This window comes from Rossellomorea sp. DA94 (genome assembly GCF_029834455.1).
GTDB lineage: Bacteria > Bacillota > Bacilli > Bacillales > Bacillaceae_B > Rossellomorea > Rossellomorea vietnamensis.
Genome location: NZ_CP122397.1, coordinates 170,001 through 190,667, shown reverse-complemented (window position 1 = coordinate 190,667; position 20,667 = coordinate 170,001). Strand labels below are relative to the sequence as shown.

Annotated in this window: 18 protein-coding genes, 9 tRNA genes and 2 rRNA genes (1 of these 29 cut by a window edge); 1 reads left to right on the top strand and 28 read right to left on the bottom strand. The window is 43.1% G+C overall.

The genetic code is table 11. The features are described from left to right. Positions 1–2 precede the first annotated feature (2 nt). From galE to sigW, 16 genes are all read right to left on the bottom strand, one after another. Positions 3–1,040 (bottom strand): UDP-glucose 4-epimerase GalE, encoded by a 1,038-nt coding sequence (gene galE / locus P8596_RS01085; protein WP_279725516.1) that lies wholly within the window; start codon positions 1,038–1,040, stop codon positions 3–5. Between the two features lie 15 nt (positions 1,041–1,055). Next, entirely contained in the window at positions 1,056–2,135 is a 1,080-nt protein-coding gene (locus P8596_RS01080; RefSeq protein WP_279725515.1) for an EpsG family protein, read from the bottom strand. 31 nt (positions 2,136–2,166) lie between these two features. Further along, a complete protein-coding gene (locus P8596_RS01075) occupies positions 2,167–3,063 on the bottom strand; it encodes a glycosyltransferase family 2 protein (RefSeq protein ID WP_279725514.1) in 897 nt (298 codons plus the stop codon). Next, on the bottom strand, positions 3,060–4,178 hold the full coding sequence (locus P8596_RS01070; protein ID WP_279725513.1) for a glycosyltransferase family 1 protein: 1,119 nt from the start codon (positions 4,176–4,178) through the stop codon (positions 3,060–3,062). The genes P8596_RS01075 and P8596_RS01070 overlap by 4 nt, the downstream gene beginning before the upstream one ends. Next, positions 4,163–5,314 (bottom strand): glycosyltransferase family 4 protein, encoded by a 1,152-nt coding sequence (locus tag P8596_RS01065; protein ID WP_279725511.1) that lies wholly within the window; start codon positions 5,312–5,314, stop codon positions 4,163–4,165. The genes P8596_RS01070 and P8596_RS01065 overlap by 16 nt, the downstream gene beginning before the upstream one ends. Positions 5,315–5,324: 10 nt before the next feature. Further along, complete coding sequence (gene galU, locus P8596_RS01060; protein ID WP_279725509.1) at positions 5,325–6,212, bottom strand: UTP--glucose-1-phosphate uridylyltransferase GalU; 888 nt, start codon at positions 6,210–6,212, stop codon at positions 5,325–5,327. 15 nt (positions 6,213–6,227) lie between these two features. After that, positions 6,228–8,057, bottom strand: coding sequence for a polysaccharide biosynthesis protein (locus P8596_RS01055; protein ID WP_279725508.1), 1,830 nt, complete (start codon positions 8,055–8,057; stop codon positions 6,228–6,230). 1 nt (position 8,058) lies between these two features. After that, positions 8,059–8,214 (bottom strand): hypothetical protein, encoded by a 156-nt coding sequence (locus P8596_RS01050; RefSeq protein ID WP_261749094.1) that lies wholly within the window; start codon positions 8,212–8,214, stop codon positions 8,059–8,061. Between the two features lie 262 nt (positions 8,215–8,476). Next, entirely contained in the window at positions 8,477–9,133 is a 657-nt protein-coding gene (locus P8596_RS01045; protein WP_079533041.1) for a CpsD/CapB family tyrosine-protein kinase, read from the bottom strand. Beyond that, complete coding sequence (locus P8596_RS01040) at positions 9,120–9,854, bottom strand: YveK family protein (protein ID WP_279725506.1); 735 nt, start codon at positions 9,852–9,854, stop codon at positions 9,120–9,122. Before P8596_RS01040 ends, P8596_RS01045 begins: the two co-directional genes overlap by 14 nt. Positions 9,855–10,224: 370 nt before the next feature. Continuing rightward, a complete protein-coding gene (glmS, locus tag P8596_RS01035) occupies positions 10,225–12,027 on the bottom strand; it encodes a glutamine--fructose-6-phosphate transaminase (isomerizing) (protein WP_034765829.1) in 1,803 nt (600 codons plus the stop codon). Positions 12,028–12,532: 505 nt separating this feature from the next. Then, entirely contained in the window at positions 12,533–13,882 is a 1,350-nt protein-coding gene (gene glmM / locus P8596_RS01030; protein ID WP_034765828.1) for a phosphoglucosamine mutase, read from the bottom strand. 24 nt (positions 13,883–13,906) lie between these two features. Beyond that, positions 13,907–15,148 carry a CdaR family protein gene (locus P8596_RS01025; protein ID WP_224522343.1) on the bottom strand — a complete coding sequence of 414 codons (1,242 nt, stop codon included), beginning with the start codon at positions 15,146–15,148 and terminating at the stop codon, positions 13,907–13,909. After that, the gene (gene cdaA, locus P8596_RS01020) at positions 15,141–15,977 is read right to left on the bottom strand and encodes a diadenylate cyclase CdaA (RefSeq protein WP_034765824.1); all 837 of its coding nucleotides are present in this window, start codon (positions 15,975–15,977) and stop codon (positions 15,141–15,143) included. The genes P8596_RS01025 and cdaA overlap by 8 nt, the downstream gene beginning before the upstream one ends. Positions 15,978–16,212: 235 nt before the next feature. After that, positions 16,213–16,842 carry an anti-sigma factor family protein gene (locus P8596_RS01015; protein WP_061811254.1) on the bottom strand — a complete coding sequence of 210 codons (630 nt, stop codon included), beginning with the start codon at positions 16,840–16,842 and terminating at the stop codon, positions 16,213–16,215. Between the two features lie 15 nt (positions 16,843–16,857). After that, positions 16,858–17,421: an RNA polymerase sigma factor SigW gene (gene sigW / locus P8596_RS01010; RefSeq protein ID WP_034765821.1), complete on the bottom strand. Its 564-nt coding sequence runs from the start codon at positions 17,419–17,421 to the stop codon at positions 16,858–16,860. A 166-nt stretch (positions 17,422–17,587) separates the two neighbouring features. On the opposite strand from sigW, the gene P8596_RS01005 reads away from it, so the two are divergent. Continuing rightward, positions 17,588–17,749 carry an aspartyl-phosphate phosphatase Spo0E family protein gene (locus tag P8596_RS01005; protein ID WP_034765819.1) on the top strand — a complete coding sequence of 54 codons (162 nt, stop codon included), beginning with the start codon at positions 17,588–17,590 and terminating at the stop codon, positions 17,747–17,749. 56 nt (positions 17,750–17,805) lie between these two features. Here the strand turns inward: P8596_RS01005 and rocF are convergent, their stop codons facing one another. From rocF to P8596_RS00945, 12 genes are all read right to left on the bottom strand, one after another. Then, positions 17,806–18,708: an arginase gene (gene rocF, locus P8596_RS01000; RefSeq protein WP_034765818.1), complete on the bottom strand. Its 903-nt coding sequence runs from the start codon at positions 18,706–18,708 to the stop codon at positions 17,806–17,808. Between the two features lie 276 nt (positions 18,709–18,984). Continuing rightward, positions 18,985–19,060: transfer RNA gene (locus P8596_RS00995), tRNA-Ala, on the bottom strand. Between the two features lie 43 nt (positions 19,061–19,103). Next, a tRNA-Lys gene (locus P8596_RS00990) sits at positions 19,104–19,176 on the bottom strand. 4 nt (positions 19,177–19,180) lie between these two features. Then, positions 19,181–19,255 (bottom strand) — tRNA-Gln (locus P8596_RS00985). Between the two features lie 68 nt (positions 19,256–19,323). Beyond that, positions 19,324–19,407 (bottom strand) — tRNA-Tyr (locus P8596_RS00980). Between the two features lie 13 nt (positions 19,408–19,420). Then, positions 19,421–19,496, bottom strand: a tRNA-Thr gene (locus tag P8596_RS00975). Positions 19,497–19,537: 41 nt separating this feature from the next. Further along, positions 19,538–19,613, bottom strand: a tRNA-Val gene (locus tag P8596_RS00970). Positions 19,614–19,642: 29 nt separating this feature from the next. Next, positions 19,643–19,717, bottom strand: a tRNA-Glu gene (locus P8596_RS00965). Between the two features lie 20 nt (positions 19,718–19,737). Next, positions 19,738–19,810, bottom strand: a tRNA-Thr gene (locus tag P8596_RS00960). A gap of 2 nt (positions 19,811–19,812) precedes the next feature. Then, positions 19,813–19,887: transfer RNA gene (locus tag P8596_RS00955), tRNA-Asn, on the bottom strand. Positions 19,888–19,895: 8 nt separating this feature from the next. Then, a 5S ribosomal RNA gene (gene rrf, locus P8596_RS00950) occupies positions 19,896–20,012 on the bottom strand. Between the two features lie 151 nt (positions 20,013–20,163). After that, positions 20,164–20,667 (bottom strand): 23S ribosomal RNA (locus P8596_RS00945); it runs 2,431 nt beyond the window's last position.

The window sequence follows — 20,667 nt, the reverse complement described above, 5'->3', positions numbered from 1 at the left end:
ACCTAGTTCTTCACTAACATTTTCGATTGTTTCTCGTAGCCAAACGGATTATGGTTTTGCCATCTCCAGGAATCCTCACACATCTCATCAATCCCTTTAACTGCTTCCCAATTTAGTTTTTCTTTGGCTTTTGATGTATCAGCATAACAAACGGCTACATCCCCCGGCCGCTTTTCCACTACCGTATATGGAATGGTTTTCCCGGCTGCTCTTTCATATGCTGATAAGACTTCATGCACACTGTATCCTTTACCGGTGCCTAAATTATATGCATCGATTCCGCTGGTAGTAAGCAGTCTTTCCAGAGCTTTGACATGACCAAGGGCCAAGTCGACCACATGAATATAATCTCTTACCCCGGTGCCGTCTACTGTTGGGTAGTCATCACCAAATACTTGGAGTTTTTCCAATTTCCCAATCGCCACTTGAGAAATATATGGCATGAGGTTATTAGGAATTCCATTTGGATCTTCACCAATCCGGCCACTCTCATGAGCCCCTACAGGGTTGAAATATCGAAGGAGAGCAATGCTCCATTCACGGTCAGAATCATAAAGGTCTCGCAATAACTCTTCAATCATCTGCTTTGTACGACCGTATGGGTTTGTCGCCTTTAAAGGGGTCTCCTCTGTAATCGGTACCGTTTCCGTCGCACCATATACGGTGGCTGATGAACTGAATACGATTTTATTTACATTGAACTTTTTCATGACTTCACAGAGGGTGATGGTGCTATTCATATTATTTTCATAATATTTAAGTGGAAAATGAACCGACTCCCCAACCGCCTTGGAGCCGGCAAAATGAATTACCGCCTCAATCTCGTTATCTGTAAATACCTTTTCCAGACCTTCCCGGTTTTGCAAATCAAGACAGTATGTTCGAAAGTATTTTCTCGTGATCTCGGAAACTCTCTTGAGTGCTTCAGGCTTACTGTTTGAAAAATTGTCCACTACGATAATGTCATAACCTGCTTTTAGTAATTCAATACACGTGTGGCTTCCGATATAACCTGCCCCACCAGTAATCAATATAGCCATATTGACCCTCCGTTCTTACAAACTGATATAGTCACTCTTATAAAGAATGTTTAAGCTAATAACACTTTCGTAAAAGTAATACAGAAAATAACAACTGACAATTCCAAGATAAATGATTTTTCGATCTTTTTTTTCAAATAATCTTACAATCCAGGATATGAGAATCAGCTGGTATAAACTGAAATAAATTGAGAACCTGGCAAAGATCCAATTCTGAGTAGAAATCAACATAAACACCAGTCCAAGGAGAGCCATATTAACAATCACATCACTATCAGGGAAGATCTCTCGTAACTTATCCCTCCCAAGATAGGCAATGATAATGGGAACCATCTCAACGACTACTCTTAAGATGTTCGCGCCACCTTCTGCAAAGTCTTTATAGTGGCCGTATTGGGTATCCTCAATAGCTGAAAACAAGAAAGAGGTGAACTGGTCAAACCCCACTACGATGATGAGAGCGAAAATGATGAGTACAACCGTTGATTTGGACCATGCCTTTGACCGAACTAAAAAATAGATTGGAAGTAATATAAGTGCGCTTTGATGAAAGAAAGAAGCGATGATAACAATGGCAAAATATTTCACCCAGTTACCATCTATTAGATACTTGGTGGCGGTGAATATGATTGCAGCCGCAAGAAGCTGCCTAATCCCATTCATCGAAATTAGAAATAATCCACCAGCAATATATACATATAAGCTAAGCTCGAGCATTCTAGAATATTTGTATAAAACAAGAAAAATCAGAGTATTCGTCATTAATGCTGTTGTAAATAACAGTACTTGTGGATCTTCTGAGACATAATTTTTTAATACCATTTGAAGAATGCCAAAACCAATATCCTTTTGGCTTAAGATATACTCCCATGTGAACTGGCTTACTTCAAATGCATGCTTATAGAAGTACGTATCCCCGATATTTGAGCGAAGGCCAGATACAAGCACAAGGGATAACAAAGCCCCAATGGCAATCAACTTATTCGGCCGGATTGGAACGGGACTCGTCATTGTCATCGTCCCAGTTGAAGCAGCATACCTGGAGAAAGAGGAAAAAAGGAAGACCAGGAAAAGATTAATCCATAAAATGGTCATTAATAGGATCCTTTCAAAAGATAATCATTTGTCAATTAACGGCTATTTTTGTCTTCTGATTGATGTAGAGATATAGCATGATTCCAAAAGGGATGGCCAATAAAGTTAATCGTTTATTTGCCGTTTCACTCATGAAATTCCAATTCCTACTGATTAAACTGCTGGAAACATAGTGAATTGCCTGCCTGAATTTAAACGTAGTACTGGCGAATGGTAATTTCATCAGTTCCTTCCGGTAAAAAGCAAACCCTTTGGGATTCCTCCGATACTGACTCAACATATTGACAGAAGATCCGTCAGCTAAATATTCCACTCGACAGATCACCTCATTCATCAGAAGCATTTTATAATCCTTATCTAGCATGAAATACTTATAGGCAAGGCCGACGTATTTTTCTTGATAGAAGATTGGATAAGGGTATTTCTTCGTTAACTCTGTACGGTAGACTAACTTTTTATCCCCTGTTACTCCATATTTATTATATAAATCGAATAAGGTGGAAGAGCCGACTGTGTCTGGTAACTTTGTTCCGATGACTTCCCCATCATGGTAGGCATCCAGCCCAATCATTCCACTTACTTTAGAGCTACAGCTACCATGATCATTCCAGAATGACAGGATCTTTTCAACAGCATCATCTGGCATATAATCATCGGAATCGATGCATACGTTCAGCTCTGTATGGATTAACTGATATGCGGTATTGTGGGCTCCATGCATGCCCTGATTTTCCTGCCAGTGGTAGATGATGTGAACTTGTTCCTCCTCGATCCATTTCGCCACAAGTTCATTTGTTTGATCTGTTGACCCGTCATCAATGATCAGCCATGTGAAATTTTTATTGGTTTGCCTTTTAAGACTTTCATAACACTTTCCAAGACAGTATGCCCGGTTATAGGTTGGAGTGAAGACCGTTAATTGCTTCATCCCGTTCTCCCTCCCAGCATGATGTATGACTTCTCAGTATCTTCAGCTGTTTTACGAATGTCATATCCTTTAAGAGTAAGGGCGGCGTGTGAGACATTTCTTGCTGTCTGTGTATGTTTTTCATTTACTATCTGTTCCACCCAAACACTCTTATTTGTAATAGGTAAAAAACGGACTAACTCATTTCCCATATCTACTTCATCTGTAATGGTTTCTGAAATATAACACGGCAACCCTGCACCTTGTGCTTCAATCAATGTAACCGGAAGACCCTCGTGAAAAGATGGAAACATGAAAATATCGAATGCCTGTAGTAAATAAGGAATGTCTTCCCTTACGCCCAGAACCATGACCGCTTGTTGTAAATGCAGACTTCTTATTTTGTCATTGATCTTCACTTTTAAAGGTCCGTCCCCTACCAGAACTAATTTTGAATCGGGTATTTTTTTGTGAATTTCGGCAAAGGTTTCGAGTAAGAACATATGATTTTTTTGTTCACAAAATCTTCCGACGTGACCTAAAACCAGCGTGTCTTTATTTAGCTGAAGTTCAGCTCTAACCTGATTTCGAATATAGAAGGAAAATTGGAACTTATCGAACTCAATTCCGTTTTTTATAAGCTGTGCTTTATCTGCCTGATTTCCGAACAACCACTTAGAGGCAGCATTTGAACAAGCAAATAAGTGGGTAGCACTCCGTTTTATCTGCTGGCCGACTAACCATTTATAAACCTTGGCCCCTGCGCCTCCCTCACTCTGAGTATTATGACTATGAGCAATTCTTACAGGAACATCCGCTTTCCTGGCAGCTCTTAACACCAACCCACTCATCTTATCCAGATGTGAGTGAACGATTTGATAATAGGAGTGTTCTTTAAAGAACATATCCAATTCCTCCACATACCCTGAATGCCCAACTTCCGTCACGTAGGAAATCCTATGAATCTTTCCGCCCATCTCACGAATTTCAGAATCGAACACACCTTGTTTACATGTTAAAAAATCGAATTGAACCTTTGTTCGATCGATATTCCGGTACAGGTTCATGATCAGTGTCTCTGCTCCGCCCCGGTTCATATTCACGACCACATGCAGAACTCTTAATGGACTGCCCATTTCTCCACCTCCTTTTCTTTCATATAAGTTTGGTAAACTCGACTTTTTTCATTTACTATTCGTTGGACACTAAAGGTACTCTCAATCATGCCTCTTCCGGTCATTCCCATCTGCCTTCTGATGTCTTCTGACGCAGCAAGGAGTTTAAGTTTATTCGAAAAGCCGTCAATATCTGTTGGGTATACAATCCAACCATTTTGATGGTCCTTCACCAACTCCCTGTGCCCCCGATTCACGCTTGCCACCACAGGCAACCCACAAGCCATTGCTTCCATCATATTTACCGGAAGTCCTTCACGCAGGCTCGATGCAACCGCTACATCACACATTGGAAGAATTTCAGGGATATCCTTTCGAAATCCCAGGAAATGAACCATGTGTTCCACTTCCAACCTTTTTGCCAGCTCCTTGCATGTATTCTGAAGGGTTCCTTCCCCTGCAAGCAACAGCTTCGCATTGGGAACCTCGTCTTTGATAATTTCTAACGCTTTAATCAGCATTTGTTGGTTTTTGTTACTGTTGAATTCAGCAGCATAAAATAGTAAAAAGTCATCTGGTTGATAACCATATGACTTCTTTCTTTCTGCTTTATCCTTTTCAGAAACAGGTTGAAAGGTTTCGGTGTTCACCCCTACTCCGTGAACATGTTCAATGGAGGGAATATTAAATCGGTGTTTGGCCAAGGTATAGTCTTCTTTGTTAATCGTAATAAGACAGTCTGTATACCGGGACAGCATTTTTTCAATGGGATAATAAAGCATCCAGTTTTGAATGGGTGCACCCTGGCAAAAATGAAATCCATGTGCGGTATAGATGACCTTTGAACCATTCTTTCTTGCCCCACGTGCTGCCAATCGAGCCAGCACTCCTCCCATAGGGGTGTGGCAATGAATCAGTCTATACTGATGTTGATCAATGATATCTCTTAGTTCTTGGTAGGCCTTTACGTTAGTCAGAGAAAACGGTGATCTCTGGATCGGAATCGTAAACTTCTTATCCACATAAGGAAGCTCGATTTCACCACTTGCCGCTACATGAACCTCCCAGCCTTGTTCCTTGAACCATTTCATATAAGGTAAATGGAAAGCTTTAAAGTGGTAGTCGACGGTTGCGCAAAACAGGATTGAATGAGCCATTCCCATCACCTCATTCCACTTTCTTAGCTAGTTCCCGGTCCGTTACGGTTAATAGGTAATCCAACAACTCGGCTTTCAAACCGTCCCGCTGTAAAGCGAATTCAATCGTCGTTTGGATAAAGCCCATTTTCTCCCCCACATCATAACGGGTCCCTTCAAAATCATAGGCGTATACCGCTTCGTGATGATTCAGTTCGGCAATGGCGTCCGTCAACTGGATCTCTCCTCCCGCTCCCGGAGGCTGATTTTCAAGCACATCGAAGATTCGCGGACTGAGAATATATCGACCCATGATCGCCAGATTCGAAGGAGCTTCTTCTCTAGTCGGTTTTTCTACAAGACCGTTCACTCCATAGAACCGGTCACCGATTTGATTAGAATCAACAATTCCGTAACGGGATACTTCTTCTTTCTTTACGGATTGCACTCCCAGAATGGAAGATTGGTATCGGTTGTATTGCTGGATCATTTGTTTAAGGCATGGTGTTTCAGCCCTTACGATGTCATCGCCAAGTAAGACGGCGAAGGGTTCATCTCCCACAAACTTGCGGGCGCACCAGATGGCATGCCCTAATCCTTTTGGTTCCTTTTGACGGATATAGTGAATGTCTACAAGTTTCGATGATTTTTGAACCTCTGATAATAGTTCGAATTTGCCTTTATCGAGAAGATTTTGTTCCAGTTCAAACGAATGATCGAAATGATCCTCGATGGCTCTTTTTCCCTTTCCCGTGACGATGATGATATCTTCAATCCCCGACTCAATGGCTTCTTCGATTATGTATTGAATCGTAGGTTTATCCACTATCGGCAGCATTTCCTTTGGCATAGCCTTTGTAGCTGGAAGAAACCTTGTTCCAAGTCCGGCAGCGGGTATGATAGCTTTTCTTACCTTCATTGATTCTCACTCCTATTAGCTTGATATCGACATGACTGGCTTCTGTTCAATGATTTCTTTTGTATTGGCTAGCGCGACTAATTTTTCTCTTAATGTATCTCGATCCATATCGTTAAAGGTTTCGATGATTTCATCGATTTCTTCTAAATAAAGATGTGCGGTTTTCCCTATATAGATGTTAGGATAGATTTGCTGTTCGTGGATTTCTTCATCCTTCAGAAGTTCTTCGTATAGCTTCTCCCCTGGTCTCATCCCTGTAAACTTCAGTCCGACTTCCTCAATGGAATGACCTGAGAGCTTGATCAGATTTTTTGCCAAATCGACTATTTTCACCGGTTCTCCCATGTCCAGCACGAAGATTTCCCCGCCTTGTGCCAAGGCTCCTGCTTGAATGACAAGTCTTGATGCTTCCGGAATGGTCATGAAGTACCTGACCATATCGGGATGGGTGACCGTGACGGGTCCACCCTTTTCGATCTGTTTCTTGAATAAAGGAATGACGCTACCCCTGCTTCCTAATACATTTCCAAATCGGACGGCGACAAAACGCGTTGAACTCGTTTGATCCATGCTCTGAATGACCATTTCAGACAATCGTTTCGTCGCACCCATGACACTTGTCGGATTCACCGCCTTGTCGGAGGAAATCATGACAAAGGTTTTGACCCCACTCCAGCTTGCCGCTTTCGCAATATTTGTTGTACCAATAAGATTATTCTTTACCGCTTCTTCTGGATTCCTCTCCATGAGAGGTACATGCTTATGGGCAGCTGCATGGTAGACGACATCCGGAGTGTACTCATTCATCACTTGGATCATCTTCTTCTCATCCTGAAGATCAGCAATGACAGGGATAAACTCAATTCCCTTTTCGGCAAATGATTCTTTCAGCTCCATCTCAATGGAATAAATGCTGTTTTCTCCATGCCCGAGAAGGATTAATTGCTTCGGATTAAATTGAGAAATCTGGCGGGATATTTCAGAACCTATAGAGCCCCCTGCACCTGATACAAGCACCACTTTGTTTGTGACATAGTCAGAGATGCTGGACATATCAATTTCCACTGTATCCCTGCCTAATAAGTCCTCCACCTGTACATCACGGAATTGATTCACGGATATTTTCCCAGTGATCAAATCCTCCAGCATCGGAAGGGTTTGCGTCTTTGCTTTGGTTTTCAAGCATTCCTGGAAAATGGTATTCAGCTCTTGTTTGCTAAGGGAAGGGATGGCAATAATGATGTGTTCAATGTCATATTGAGCTACCGCTTTTTCAATTCGATCCACGCCGCCGACGACGGGGATGCCTAATATGTCCAATTTCTGCTTTCTAATATTGTCATCAATGAAAGCAACAGGGACCAGATCCCCGTCGTTCTTTAGAAGCTGTCTTGCGACCATTGTGCCGGCCGCTCCGGCACCCACCACCAATGTCCGTGTTCGATTATCCACCATGGATATAAAGGTGTCACGATAGACTCTCCATACAAACCTTGAACCTCCAATGAGCATCAAATGAAGCATCCAGGTAACAGCAAGAAGTCTAAATTGAATTTCCTGCAATGCTACTTGTTGAACCATCGCTCCTGATAGCACCGAATAACTCACTACTTTAAAAATAATTAATAATTCCCCTATGCTTGCATATTCCCATGCTTTCTTATAAAGTTTGTGCTTCATTGAAAAGATTTGGTGACTGATGAGCATTGTAATAGAGCTGATGACAACAGGAAGGGTTATGACTTGGATGGTGGAGCCGGTCAGCATTTTGCTGACGAAGACAGCGGTCAGGACAATGAGTGAATCAACTAGAATGAATAGAGATAATCTCTGCCTGTAGGTCATGCTATACCTCCTTTCCTTCATCAAGTACTTTCAATCTTTTATAAATAGCGTAGTCTAATAATTTTCTTATTTCTTTCAGCTGTTCTTTCGAGGCATCCTGCTTTATATACCTGATCGCTTTCTTAATGGATTTAGGCTGTTCATCTAATAGAATCATATCTTCATACCATCTCCTTTTATTCATTAATGTCCTTATGTACGCTATCTTCAAAAAAAAGATTCCCTACATAAAAACATTAAAATGGTGGGCATCTAACCCATCCTCACACCACACCATCGACGACTTAGCGTCTAAGGTTTATTCAACCCACAGCATGACCGAGTGCCTCCATGGATAACGGAAAGGAGACATCACCGATAAAACATTTAAGTTTAACGCACAATCAATTCTCAATAACGAACATTGCAATTAAAAAAATTTATCCTTCATTTAAAATGGCTCCAACAATCTTGGCATGGGCCAGTTCCAGCACTTTTTTCGTTTCAATCGCCAGTTCAATCTCTGTTTTCCCTTTATTCAGTACCAGGACCACTCCATCGCATTGATTAGCTATGACTCTCGTTTCAGTGGACTTTATTGCAGAGGGTGCATCAATTAGCACAACATCGTATAGCTGAGCCAGCTTCTTAAGAAGTTCCTTCATTCCCCTCGTTTCTAATAATTCAGCAGGGTTAAAGGAATAAGAACCACTTGTCAATACTTCCAGTCGACTGACCTCTGTTTGATAGAGTGCATCTTCTAATGACGTATGACCGGTTAATACATTGGTCAGTCCCTTCTCATTCGGAATTTTAAAGATCGAATGAATGATCGGCTCCCTCAAGTTGGCATCGATAACGAGTATCTTCTCTTTCTGCTGCGCCATGGAAACGGCTAAGTTCGCGACCATGGTTGATTTCCCTTCCCCATCCTTGGGAGATGTAACGAGAAAGATTTTGTTCTCACTTTTATTGATGAATTTCATATTCGTCCTGATTTCGCGAAACTGTTCAGAAATAATCGATTCTGGATGGGAATACGTGACGAGATGCCTTCGTTTCACTTTACTTAATTGTTTCTTCCTATTTAATGCCAACTGTGTCACCCCTTAACTCCATTTCAGGTTGAGATTTCCGCTTTATGACGAATTTCTTCTTATTCATATTAGATACCTTGCCAAGCACGGTAATGTCCAAGTACTCTTCGATATCCTTATTCGTTTTAATCGTCTGATCGAGTGAATCCAATAGAAATGCCAATCCAACAGCTGTTATCATTCCTAAGACAAAAGCGATGATTGTAATCCGATTCCCTGATGGATTGATCGGATAGGGATTTTCTTTCGCTTCGGATAATAGTTGAACCTCTTTGAAATCTAATATCGTAGCAATTTCACTCTTGAAAAGCTTGGCTGTCGAATTCACAATCGCCATGGCTACTTTAGGGTCGGCATCTACGGCTGAAATTTTAATGACTTGTGAATCATCAATTTGAGCCACCGTAATTTGATTGGCAATTCCTTCAGGTGATCGTGAAAGATTCAATTCATCCCTGACCTTCTCCATAATGATTGGATCCTTAATCATAACCATTAATGTGCTCATATTTCCGCTGTCTGAGCCGATGATTACCCGTCTGGATGATTCATAAAGATTCGTTTGTGTATAGTAGTTGTAGACATAGCCGGCAACCGTTGTGAGGAATGTAATAAGAATGATAAGCCAAATACGTTTTTTTAGGACCTCATAATACTCTCTTAAATTTATTTCTCTCGCGACATTGTTCACCATATAGTTTGATTGCTTTGAACTTCCCATGGAAACCACCTTTATTGAAGTTATTTTTGAAACAATATGAGAGAATACCTAATTCATTATAACGAACAATCAGACCAAAAAAAGAATCCTTGCTGGAAAATCGATTTGAAAATTTATGATTCGAGTTAATTCCCCTTTTATTTCTCTTCCAATCTATTCCTCTTTCATTTTAGTTCTGTATAAAGAACATGTCAACTACTATTTTCAGAAAAATACAAAAACCTTAGGTACCAAGTAGTAGTTAAAAGTACAGCTAACTGTATTTATATGTTACTTTAGATACAACTAGTACCAGTTTTACCTTTAAGAATACGAATACGAAAAAACCGGTCAGCCCAAACGGACCAACCGGTTTTTTTCTATTCAATCCTTACTCAACCGTAACAGATTTCGCCAAGTTACGTGGCTTATCAACATCGCAATCGCGGTGCAGGGCAGCATAGTAAGAGATTAATTGTAATGGGATGACAGAGATAAGAGGTGTTAACAATGGGTTAACCTCCGGGATGACGAAGCGATCTTCTTCGTCTTCTAAGCCTTTCATGGAAATGATACAAGGGTTTGCTCCACGAGCTACTACCTCTTTCACATTTCCTCTGATGCCTAGGTTTACTTCTTCCTGTGTTGCAAGGGCAACGATCGGTGTTCCTTCTTCGATTAGGGCGATTGTACCGTGCTTAAGCTCTCCTCCGGCAAATCCTTCTGCCTGGATGTAAGAGATTTCTTTCAGCTTCAATGCACCTTCAAGGCCTACATAGAAGTCGAGTGAACGGCCGATGAAGAAACAGTTACGAGTAGTTGACAGATATTCGCGGGCGATATCTTCAAACTCTTCTTTCGTATCGCAAAGTGCTTCCATCGCAGTAGCCACGATACCCAGTTCCTGAACAAGGTCAAAGTCCTGGTTGTTTCCGCATGCCTGCCCGGCAACGTGTGCAAGGATCGCAAGCACTGCAAGCTGAGCTGTGTACGCTTTCGTTGAAGCAACCGCAATCTCAGGTCCTGCATGAAGAAGCAATGTGTAATCCGCTTCACGTGACAGGGTAGAACCCGCTACGTTTGTAATCGTCAATGATTTATGTCCAAGCTCTTTGATTTGGACAAGTACGGCACGACTGTCTGCCGTTTCACCACTTTGTGAGATGAATACGAACAATGGTTTCTTAGAAAGTAAAGGCATGTTGTAGCTGAATTCGCTTGCTACATGAACTTCTACAGGGATCCCTGCACTCTTCTCGATAAATTGCTTTCCAACAAGGCCAGCGTGGTAGCTCGTTCCACATGCAATGATGTAGACACGATCCGCTTCTTTCATCGCTCCGACGATAGGCTCATCGATGTGAAGCTCGTTGTTCTCGTTTTGGTAAGCCTGGATGATTTTACGCATCACTAGAGGCTGCTCGTCGATTTCTTTCAGCATATAGTGAGGGTATGTTCCTTTTTCAATATCACTGGCATCGATTTCAGCCGTGTAAGGAGCACGTTCCATTACTTCACCGATCAGGTTTTGAATTTCGACCTTTTCCTTCGTTACGATGACCATTTCTTTATCCATCAGCTCAACATATTGATCCGTTACTTGAATCATCGCCATAGCATCACTTGCTACAACGTTGAAGTCTTCTCCAAGACCGACAAGAAGTGGACTTTTGTTTTTCGCTACATAGATGGTTTCATCGTTCTCAGAATCTAAAAGGGCAATCGCATAAGAACCTTTAAGAAGCATCAGCGTTTGACGGAACGCTTCCTCAACCGTATTTCCTTCTTCCACGATCTTTTCAATCAGCTGTACGATGACTTCAGTATCCGTATCACTCTTGAACGTTACGTCTGTCAGGTATTCGCGCTTCAGTTGGGAGTAGTTTTCGATTACTCCGTTATGAACGATCGTGAATCGGCCTGAGTTACTTTGATGAGGGTGGGCATTCACCTGGCTTGGTACACCGTGGGTAGCCCAGCGTGTGTGTCCGATTCCAGTGTTGCTTGATACGTTCTCATCAACGATGCCGCGAAGGTCTGCAATACGACCTTTCTCCTTGAACACATGGATGCCTTCTTCGTTTTGAACGGCGATTCCTGCAGAATCATAACCGCGGTACTCAAGCTTCTCAAGACCTTTTAAAAGAATTTCCTTTGTATCTGAACTTCCAATATATCCAACAATACCACACATAATTTATATTTCCTCCCTGAACATGCAAGGGGGCAAGAACTCTTTTGGGGACAACTTGCCCCCTTATCTCTGTTTGTCATTAGTTTTTTAGGTCACTTTTTTCTTCCCTTTGTGCATTAAGTTGCCTTAACGTTTTAAGGACGAAACTTTCGGTTCGGTGACATATGCGAACCGGGAGGCATCCGCCGAATACTCGATAAACCTCCACCTCGTCAACTAAACGATCCTTTACGTATCCATCGCTTAGTCCTGGCGCTTTATAGGATTATTACTTACAATCCACCTTTCCTTCTTGAATCACATTCCCATTTTATTTGAAAAACGAAAACAAAATCATCATACACCAGCAGGTTTCCCTTCGTCAATATAAATCTCATGACATCAATAAGTTGTTATCCATTTGTCATGTTCCCGACACAGGATAGTGATAAACCCTTTCAAAAGGACTCTACTCATTAAATATGCACAAGAGGCTCATATTGACCCCTTGTGCATGAAAAATCAACTATTCGTTTAGACCCATTTCCTGGTCGACGACCTGTACGATTTCATTCACATATCGCTCACAAAGTTCTTCCGTAGGTGCTTCCGCCATTACACGCACCAAAGGCTCTGTTCCGGAAGGACGTACAAGAATACGGCCATTTCCGTTCATTTCTTCTTCCACCTTTTGAATGACGTTTTTCACCGTGTCGTTATCCGTGACATGGTGCTTATCCGTCACTCGTACATTCACAAGCTTCTGAGGAAACTTCTGCATCTCTCCGGCAAGTTCAGAAAGTGATTTACCTGTCACCTTCATGATGTTCACCAGCTGAATTCCCGTTAATAGTCCGTCCCCAGTCGTATTGTAATCCAGGAAGATGATATGGCCTGACTGCTCTCCACCGAGTGTGTAGCCGTTTTTCTTCATCTCTTCTACGACATAGCGGTCCCCGACGGCTGTCTGAATGCTCTGGATGCCATTCTCTTCAAGTCCTTTATGGAACCCTAGATTACTCATTACAGTAGACACGACGGTAGACTGTTTTAACTGCCCTTGTGACTTCAAGTACTTACCGCAGATATACATGATTTGATCACCGTCGACGATCTGTCCGTGCTCATCAATGGCGATGATCCGATCTCCATCTCCATCAAAGGCAAGACCCAGATCCGCGCCTTTTTCTTTCACCATTTCAGCCAATGTTTCCGGGTGAGTGGAGCCGACACCTTCATTGATGTTCAATCCATTCGGGGATGCTCCCATTGTGGAAATATCAGCATCCAGGTCAGCAAACAGGTGAGTGGCAAGAGCGGATGTAGCACCGTGTGCACAATCTAACGCAATATGTAAACCATCGAAATCTTCGTCTACTGATTGTTTTAAATACTGCAGATACTTCTGACCGCCTTCGAAATAGTCACTTACCTGCCCAAGGTCCGCGCCTGTCGGACGAGGAAGCCCGTCAACGGTTTGGTCCAACAGATCTTCAATTTCACTTTCCTGGTCATCGGAAAGCTTGAAGCCATCCGGTCCGAAGAATTTAATTCCGTTATCGGCAACCGGGTTATGAGAAGCGGAAATCATGACCCCCGCCTGAGCTCCGAGCGCCTTTGTCAGATAAGCGACACCAGGAGTTGAAATCACGCCTAAGCGCATCACTTCAGCACCTATTGAAAGAAGTCCCGCTACAAGAGCCCCTTCCAGCATATGTCCGGAAATCCGGGTATCCCGTCCAATCAATATTTTGGGACGTGTAGCATCCTTTGTCAGAACATATCCACCAAATCGGCCGAGCTTAAACGCTAATTCCGGTGTCAATTCGGTATTCGCTACACCTCTTACTCCATCCGTTCCAAAATACTTACCCATTGTCATTCTCTCCTTTTTACAGCTCTATGCTGATGTGTTCTTTTCTTTAATTTCTACTTTTACCTTTTTTTGCGAAAGGGTCCATTCAACATTCTCCGGCCCTTCCGCTTCTATTTCTACCTCATGTTCCCCGGGTTCGAGCCCTGTAAGATCGAGAGCAAGAGAGAAATCTTCTTTCTTCACACTACTCACTTCTTCGTTTTCACCTTTCAGAGACACGTCCACTACTCCGTTTTCAGGTTCCATGATGGTGTACTCATATTCGTCAGCCAATCCTTCAGGTTTGATTTCGATCCCGGATAAGCTTTTCTCTTCGGTTGTGTTCACATTAACTGTGACTTTTACTTCTTCAGGAGCCACTTTATTCAAACCATCCTGTAGGGCGAGTGGCACAGTAATGGTCGAATCCTTCGTGATCTTGGAAAGATCGACTTCTGCCAGGAGTTCTTCGACTGTGTCGAGTACATCCTGCCTTCCAAAGACCGTTGCTTCTTTAGGTTCCACTGAAATCGACTCAAGGGTGGTACCCTTCGGAAGGCTTCCTTTTTGTTTGATGGTGACTGGTACGGCCTTACTCGGATTCACGACCGACACGGTCACATCCACCACTTCAGGATCCACTTGGACATCCAGTTTGTTATATTCCCGGTCGAGCACCTGTACCCTGGCTTCCCTAGTCACATTTTCATTGATTTCTTCGTCTACATCGAGTGTGGCAATCACGTAGGCAATCCGCTCTACCTCATCCTTCGAGCCTGTCACCTTCACGGATTTTGGATCGACGGCAAGACCTTCTGCCTCATATCCATTGGATAGTATACTCTCATTGAATTTAGGTTCAATGGTGAATTCTTCCGTGACCTTTTCCTGTACGGAAATATTGGCGAAATCAGGATCGATCTTCACATCCAATTTATCAGAGATGTTCTGAATCTGGATTTCCACACGGTGTTCACCTATTCCAATATCATTTAAATCAACATATACTTGAAAGTCTTTGAGGGTTTTCGCCTGTTGGACAATCGCTTTTGATCCCTCCACGGTCACGTTCACGGTATCCGGCAAGCCTGACACTTCCAAGTTCTCACTATCATAGAACACTTCAAGCGGGACATCCTGGATCGTTTCAATCGCATTCTGGGACGTACCGTTACTATTGTTGGCCGTCTTCTGAATATCGTCAAAGTTCACGGATAGATAAAGAATGAAAGCTAGCATGAGTCCGACGATACGCATGAACCAACGGCTTTCCATGAATTTATCCATTTTCTTTCTTCCCCCTAAAGCTCCATTTTGTCGAGGAAGCATTCGTTTTATCGCCAATGAGCTCTAATGTAAGAATTTCCCTGAAGCGCTCCAGAGAGAGATCGCGATGCAACTCCCCATTTTTCGTAATGGAGATAGCTCCCGTTTCTTCTGACACAACGATGGTGATACTATCCGTCACTTCACTGACACCAAGTGCAGCTCTGTGCCTTGTTCCCAGTTCCTTTGAGATGAAAGGACTTTCCGATAACGGTAGATAGCATGCAGCTGCTGCGATTTGATTCTTCTGTACAATCACCGCTCCATCATGAAGTGGTGTATTCGGGATGAAGATATTAATGAGCAGCTGGGACGAAATTTTCGCATCAAGGGGTATACCTGTTTCAATATAATCACTCATCCCCGTCTCCCTCTCAAGAGTAAGGAGAGCCCCGATCCGCCGCTTTGCCATATAGCTTACGGCTTTTGTCATGGATTCAATCATCTGTTCCTGCTCTTCTTCCTCCTGAAGCCCTGTCCTTGAGAACAATCGGCCACGACCAAGCTGTTCAAGGGCCCGGCGGAGTTCAGGCTGGAAGATGATGATGATCGCAAGGAACCCCCATGTGAGGGCTTGTTCCATCATCCATCCCAGTGTATCGAGACCAAAGATACTACTCAGGCCTCTTACAATGATGATGACAAAAATACCTTTTAATAATTGTACTGCTTTCGTTCCTTTTATCAGCATGATCAGTTTATAGATTACAAACCATACAACGAGTATATCTACAATATCAGAGACATAATCCAGCGCGGAGTAATCCGAAAAAATATCGATAAACGGCATATTACATCCTCCAATAGCTTAATCGAAAGCGTAAGCCGCCATGTGTGGCTTCTCCATTTTCGTAACGTTCCTATTATAGCACATTTTATCACTGTCAAATGAAAGACACCCACGGCTTCATGATTCTTTCTATTCTCTTCATGAACTCACGTTTTTGCATAAAAAAACTGACACGAACATCATAAGTGTCAGCCCTTTAGGGACGGACCTGACATTCCATCCCCTCTATTTTATCCTACTTTTCTTCAAGTTGCGAATTTCCCCAATCCAACGTGTCTTTAGCCCCTTTTTTGATCTGGTACCAAAGCCACTCAAACGCCTCATCGATTTCATGGATTTCTCCTGTCACACTGCCTGCAGAAGCCAGATATTGATTACCGTTGATGACGGTCACGTTCCCTGTGACTTTTCCTTCTATTTTCACATCACCATTCCGGACGGTCAGATCACCATTGACGACTTCCCCCTCAGGTACGACAACCGTATGATCCTGAACGACTAATTTAGTATTTTTCGTAAATGAGAAGTCCTCATCATTCCAGGAGGTAAGGAAACTTCCTGTCATAAAGAACAGGAACAGGGCCGCAGCCGTAAGTAGCGGGTGGTGACGGAACCATCTCTGTACCCCTATCTTCTTCTTCTCTTTCGGTAATCCCGCCATGACTTTATCTGTGAAGTCTGCAGAAGCACTGATATGAGATGTGCTTTGTACAAACGCAATCGCTTTTTTTAATTCATGGAAATGGTGCTGACACTCACTGCATTCCTGTAAATGATGTTTCAGTGTTTCTTCTTTTTCCCTATTTAAGTCTCCATCTAAATAATCGTGCATATAGTCGATGATTTCTTCAGGACAAGGCTTCATGTTCACTCACCCTCTCTACAGTGATCGTAATTGTTTTCTGAGAGCTTCCCGCCCTCTATGTACTCTCGTTTTAACCGTTCCTAACGGTAAATCCAGTATTTCGCTGATTTCCTGAAGCGGGAGCTCTTCAATGTATTTTAAAACGATGACCGATCGATATTTCTCGGGTAACTTGGAAATTTCTTTCTGTATGGTCTCCTGCAACTCCATATTCTCCACTTCATCTTCCGGAAGCTGAACATCAGCAGCCACCTGAGAGTACATGGTCAATCCTTCCGTTCCTGCCACCTCTGCATCCAGGAAGTAATCCGGCTTTTTCTTACGAATCCGGTCGATGCAAAGATTTGTCGCAATCCTGAACAGCCAGGTCGAAAACTTTCTCTTTTGATTAAAAGTCTCGATATTTACGTATGCCCTAATAAATGCCTCTTGGGCGATATCCTCTGCTTCATGACGATTCCCAAGCATGCGGAAGCAAATTTGGAACACTTTATCTTTGTAAAGCTCGACCAATTCTGCAAAGGCATTTTGATCACCTTTCAATACTTGTTTTATCCGTTTATTCACTAACGCTTCCATTTCACAACCTCCGCTCTATGCGGCTATATTTATATACGTAGTACCCTATCAAAAGGTTTCAATTTTTTTATATTATTATCCTAACAAATTTTTAAGGAAATGTGTTTACATTTATTAGAAAAGGGGTATAAAGGAACTAATATTTCTATTGCGGGAGGATCTCGAAATGAGGAGAAGAATGAATGATTTATTATTTCAAATTGAAGACTGCCGTCGCCAAATGGTCGAACTAGCATTAAAGTCTTCCTTTGCCGATGAGCAAGTAGTTGATTTGAGTACTCGTCTTGACGATCTGTTAAATCAATATCAAGTGGTCAAGCACCATTGAAGGGGAATAGATGAAGGCTGGAATCCTTAGAGGGTTCCAGCCTTTTTTGACATTTATTATAGTAACTTCTCTCCAAAAAGTGATCCCATCAACGCAACGGCAACCGTAGCTGTCTTATTCTTCTCATCCAGGATGGGATTTACCTCCACGAATTCAGCAGACGTAATCAATCCAGACTCCTCAAGCATCTCCATCGCCAAATGACTCTCGCGGTAGCTGATCCCTCCAAGGACAGGCGTCCCAACTCCAGGGGCATCACTTGGATCCAGGCCGTCTAAATCAAGTGATAGATGAACCCCATCCGTTCTTCCCTTCAAGTAATCAATGGATTCTTCCATTACCCTTGTCATTCCCAGGCGGTCGATTTCATGCATCGTATACACTTTGATGCCTTTTTCCTTAATCAACTCTCTTTCTCCTTCATCTAAAGAACGTGCACCGATGATGACGATGTTCTCAGGCTTGATCTTTGGTGAACTTTGCCCGATACCCGTTAAATCCTCATGGCCGATCCCAAGGCTTACTGCCAGGGGCATCCCGTGTATATTTCCGGACGGAGAGGTGTCTCCCGTATTCAAGTCACCGTGGGCATCGTACCAAATCACCCCTAAGTTCTCATAATGGGGAGAAACCCCTGCCAATGTTCCAATCGCAATACTGTGATCCCCACCAAAAATCAATGGGAAATCCCCGCTGCCGATGACATCATTCACCTTACCGGCAAGCGTTTCGCTTGCTTCAGCAACCGCTTTCAAATTTCGTAAATTTGTATCAGGATTATTATGTACACGTTCAGCTTGACCAATTTCAATATCACCCAGGTCCTTGATATCATATCCGAGATTCTCAAGTCGCTCAACGATACCGGCATAACGAATCGCACTCGGTCCCATGTCCACACCTCTGCGCATTTGACCTAAATCCATCGGTACACCAATAATTGAAATGTTTCTTTTCATCAAAAATTCCCCCTATTCAAAATTTACATCCTACCCCCATTGTATCCCTAGTAGGGCCGATGACTCAACTGGACAGGATTGTGTATATATATGCGTGGGCGGAGGGGTTATGGGAGAATGAGTGTAAGTTTATGTATTAGGCCATCAAACGTATTATTTATGTACACAAAAAAAACCTCAAATCTCCTAAAAGATTTGAGGTCTAATCATGTCGTATGTATGTTGATTTTTTTGCTTCATAAGCGGATGGATATTTTTGCATCTGCAAAATATCTTTGGTGGAGCCTAGCGGGATCGAACCGCTGACCTCCTGCGTGCAAAGCAGGCGCTCTCCCAGCTGAGCTAAGGCCCCATATAGAGAAATTCTCACACCAAGAGATGTGAGAAATGTGTGATGAGCCATGAAGGATTCGAACCTTCGACCCTCTGATTAAAAGTCAGATGCTCTACCAACTGAGCTAATGGCTCGTAATGGCTGGGCTAGCTGGATTCGAACCAACGCATGTCGCAGTCAAAGTGCGATGCCTTACCGCTTGGCTATAGCCCAATAATTACGTGAATGGCATAAAAAAGGGACATTTATAGGATGTCCATTTTACACTGAAATATACAAAATGGTGGAGGGGGGCAGATTCGAACTGCCGAACCCGAAGGAGCGGATTTACAGTCCGCCGCGTTTAGCCACTTCGCTACCCCTCCAGCTAAAAAACAATGGTGCCGGCAAGAGGACTTGAACCCCCAACCTACTGATTACAAGTCAGTTGCTCTACCAGTTGAGCTACACCGGCATATATGGTTATCAAACATTCATTTTACTTTCGTAAAAAAATGGTGGAGGATGACGGGATCGAACCGCCGACCCTCTGCTTGTAAGGCAGATGCTCTCCCAGCTGAGCTAATCCTCCGTTATGTATCTTTTCCTTCAAAAAGAAAATGGTGACCCATACGGGATTCGAACCCGTGTTACCGCCGTGAAAGGGCGGTGTCTTAACCGCTTGACCAATGGGCCGGTTTGTAAAAAAAAATAAAAGCTTCCAACCGGGCTCGAACCGGTGACCTCTTCCTTACCATGGAAGCACTCTACCTGCTGAGCTATGGAAGCAATGGCTCCGCAGGCAAGATTCGAACTTGCGACCGATCGGTTAACAGCCGATAGCTCTACCACTGAGCTACTGCGGAATGATTTGGCCTGGCGACGTCCTACTCTCACAGGGGGAGATCCCCCAACTACCATCGGCGCTGAAGAGCTTAACTTCCGTGTTCGGCATGGGAACGGGTGTGACCTCTTCGCCATTATCACCAGACATATTGCTTACAATGACAAATATTATTATATAATATTTTCGGTAAAAATCAAGGTATAAATGAAAATTTATTCCCTGAAAACTAGATAAAGAATTGATGTCAAGAAAGCCGAATACCGACCAATTGTTGTTCATATAAATATGACTCTTTGTGGTTAAGTCCTCGATCGATTAGTATCAGTCAACTCCACATGTCGCCATGCTTCCATCTCTGACCTATCTACCTAGTCATCTTCTAGGGATCTTACTCACTTACGTGATGGGAAATCTCATCTCGAGGGGGGCTTCATGCTTAGATGCTTTCAGCACTTATCCCTTCCGCACATAGCTACCCAGCGATGCCTTTGGCAAGACAACTGGTACACCAGCGGTGCGTCCATCCCGGTCCTCTCGTACTAAGGACAGCTCCTCTCAAATTTCCTGCGCCCACGACGGATAGGGACCGAACTGTCTCACGACGTTCTGAACCCAGCTCGCGTACCGCTTTAATGGGCGAACAGCCCAACCCTTGGGACCGACTACAGCCCCAGGATGCGATGAGCCGACATCGAGGTGCCAAACCTCCCCGTCGATGTGGACTCTTGGGGGAGATAAGCCTGTTATCCCCGGGGTAGCTTTTATCCGTTGAGCGATGGCCCTTCCATGCGGAACCACC

Excerpts from the sequence above, each read along its gene's own strand:
- galE (WP_279725516.1), bottom strand. The coding sequence starts at position 1,040 with ATGGCTATATTGATTACTGGTGGGGCAGGTTATATCGGAAGCCACACG.
- P8596_RS01080 (WP_279725515.1), bottom strand. The coding sequence starts at position 2,135 with ATGACCATTTTATGGATTAATCTTTTCCTGGTCTTCCTTTTTTCCTCT.
- P8596_RS01075 (WP_279725514.1), bottom strand. The coding sequence starts at position 3,063 with ATGAAGCAATTAACGGTCTTCACTCCAACCTATAACCGGGCATACTGT.
- P8596_RS01070 (WP_279725513.1), bottom strand. The coding sequence starts at position 4,178 with ATGGGCAGTCCATTAAGAGTTCTGCATGTGGTCGTGAATATGAACCGG.
- P8596_RS01065 (WP_279725511.1), bottom strand. The coding sequence starts at position 5,314 with ATGGCTCATTCAATCCTGTTTTGCGCAACCGTCGACTACCACTTTAAA.
- galU (WP_279725509.1), bottom strand. The coding sequence starts at position 6,212 with ATGAAGGTAAGAAAAGCTATCATACCCGCTGCCGGACTTGGAACAAGG.
- P8596_RS01055 (WP_279725508.1), bottom strand. The coding sequence starts at position 8,057 with ATGACCTACAGGCAGAGATTATCTCTATTCATTCTAGTTGATTCACTC.
- P8596_RS01050 (WP_261749094.1), bottom strand. The coding sequence starts at position 8,214 with ATGATTCTATTAGATGAACAGCCTAAATCCATTAAGAAAGCGATCAGG.
- P8596_RS01040 (WP_279725506.1), bottom strand. The coding sequence starts at position 9,854 with ATGGGAAGTTCAAAGCAATCAAACTATATGGTGAACAATGTCGCGAGA.
- glmS (WP_034765829.1), bottom strand. The coding sequence starts at position 12,027 with ATGTGTGGTATTGTTGGATATATTGGAAGTTCAGATACAAAGGAAATT.
- glmM (WP_034765828.1), bottom strand. The coding sequence starts at position 13,882 with ATGGGTAAGTATTTTGGAACGGATGGAGTAAGAGGTGTAGCGAATACC.
- P8596_RS01025 (WP_224522343.1), bottom strand. The coding sequence starts at position 15,148 with ATGGATAAATTCATGGAAAGCCGTTGGTTCATGCGTATCGTCGGACTC.
- cdaA (WP_034765824.1), bottom strand. The coding sequence starts at position 15,977 with ATGCCGTTTATCGATATTTTTTCGGATTACTCCGCGCTGGATTATGTC.
- P8596_RS01015 (WP_061811254.1), bottom strand. The coding sequence starts at position 16,842 with ATGAAGCCTTGTCCTGAAGAAATCATCGACTATATGCACGATTATTTA.
- sigW (WP_034765821.1), bottom strand. The coding sequence starts at position 17,421 with ATGGAAGCGTTAGTGAATAAACGGATAAAACAAGTATTGAAAGGTGAT.
- P8596_RS01005 (WP_034765819.1), top strand. The coding sequence starts at position 17,588 with ATGAGGAGAAGAATGAATGATTTATTATTTCAAATTGAAGACTGCCGT.
- rocF (WP_034765818.1), bottom strand. The coding sequence starts at position 18,708 with ATGAAAAGAAACATTTCAATTATTGGTGTACCGATGGATTTAGGTCAA.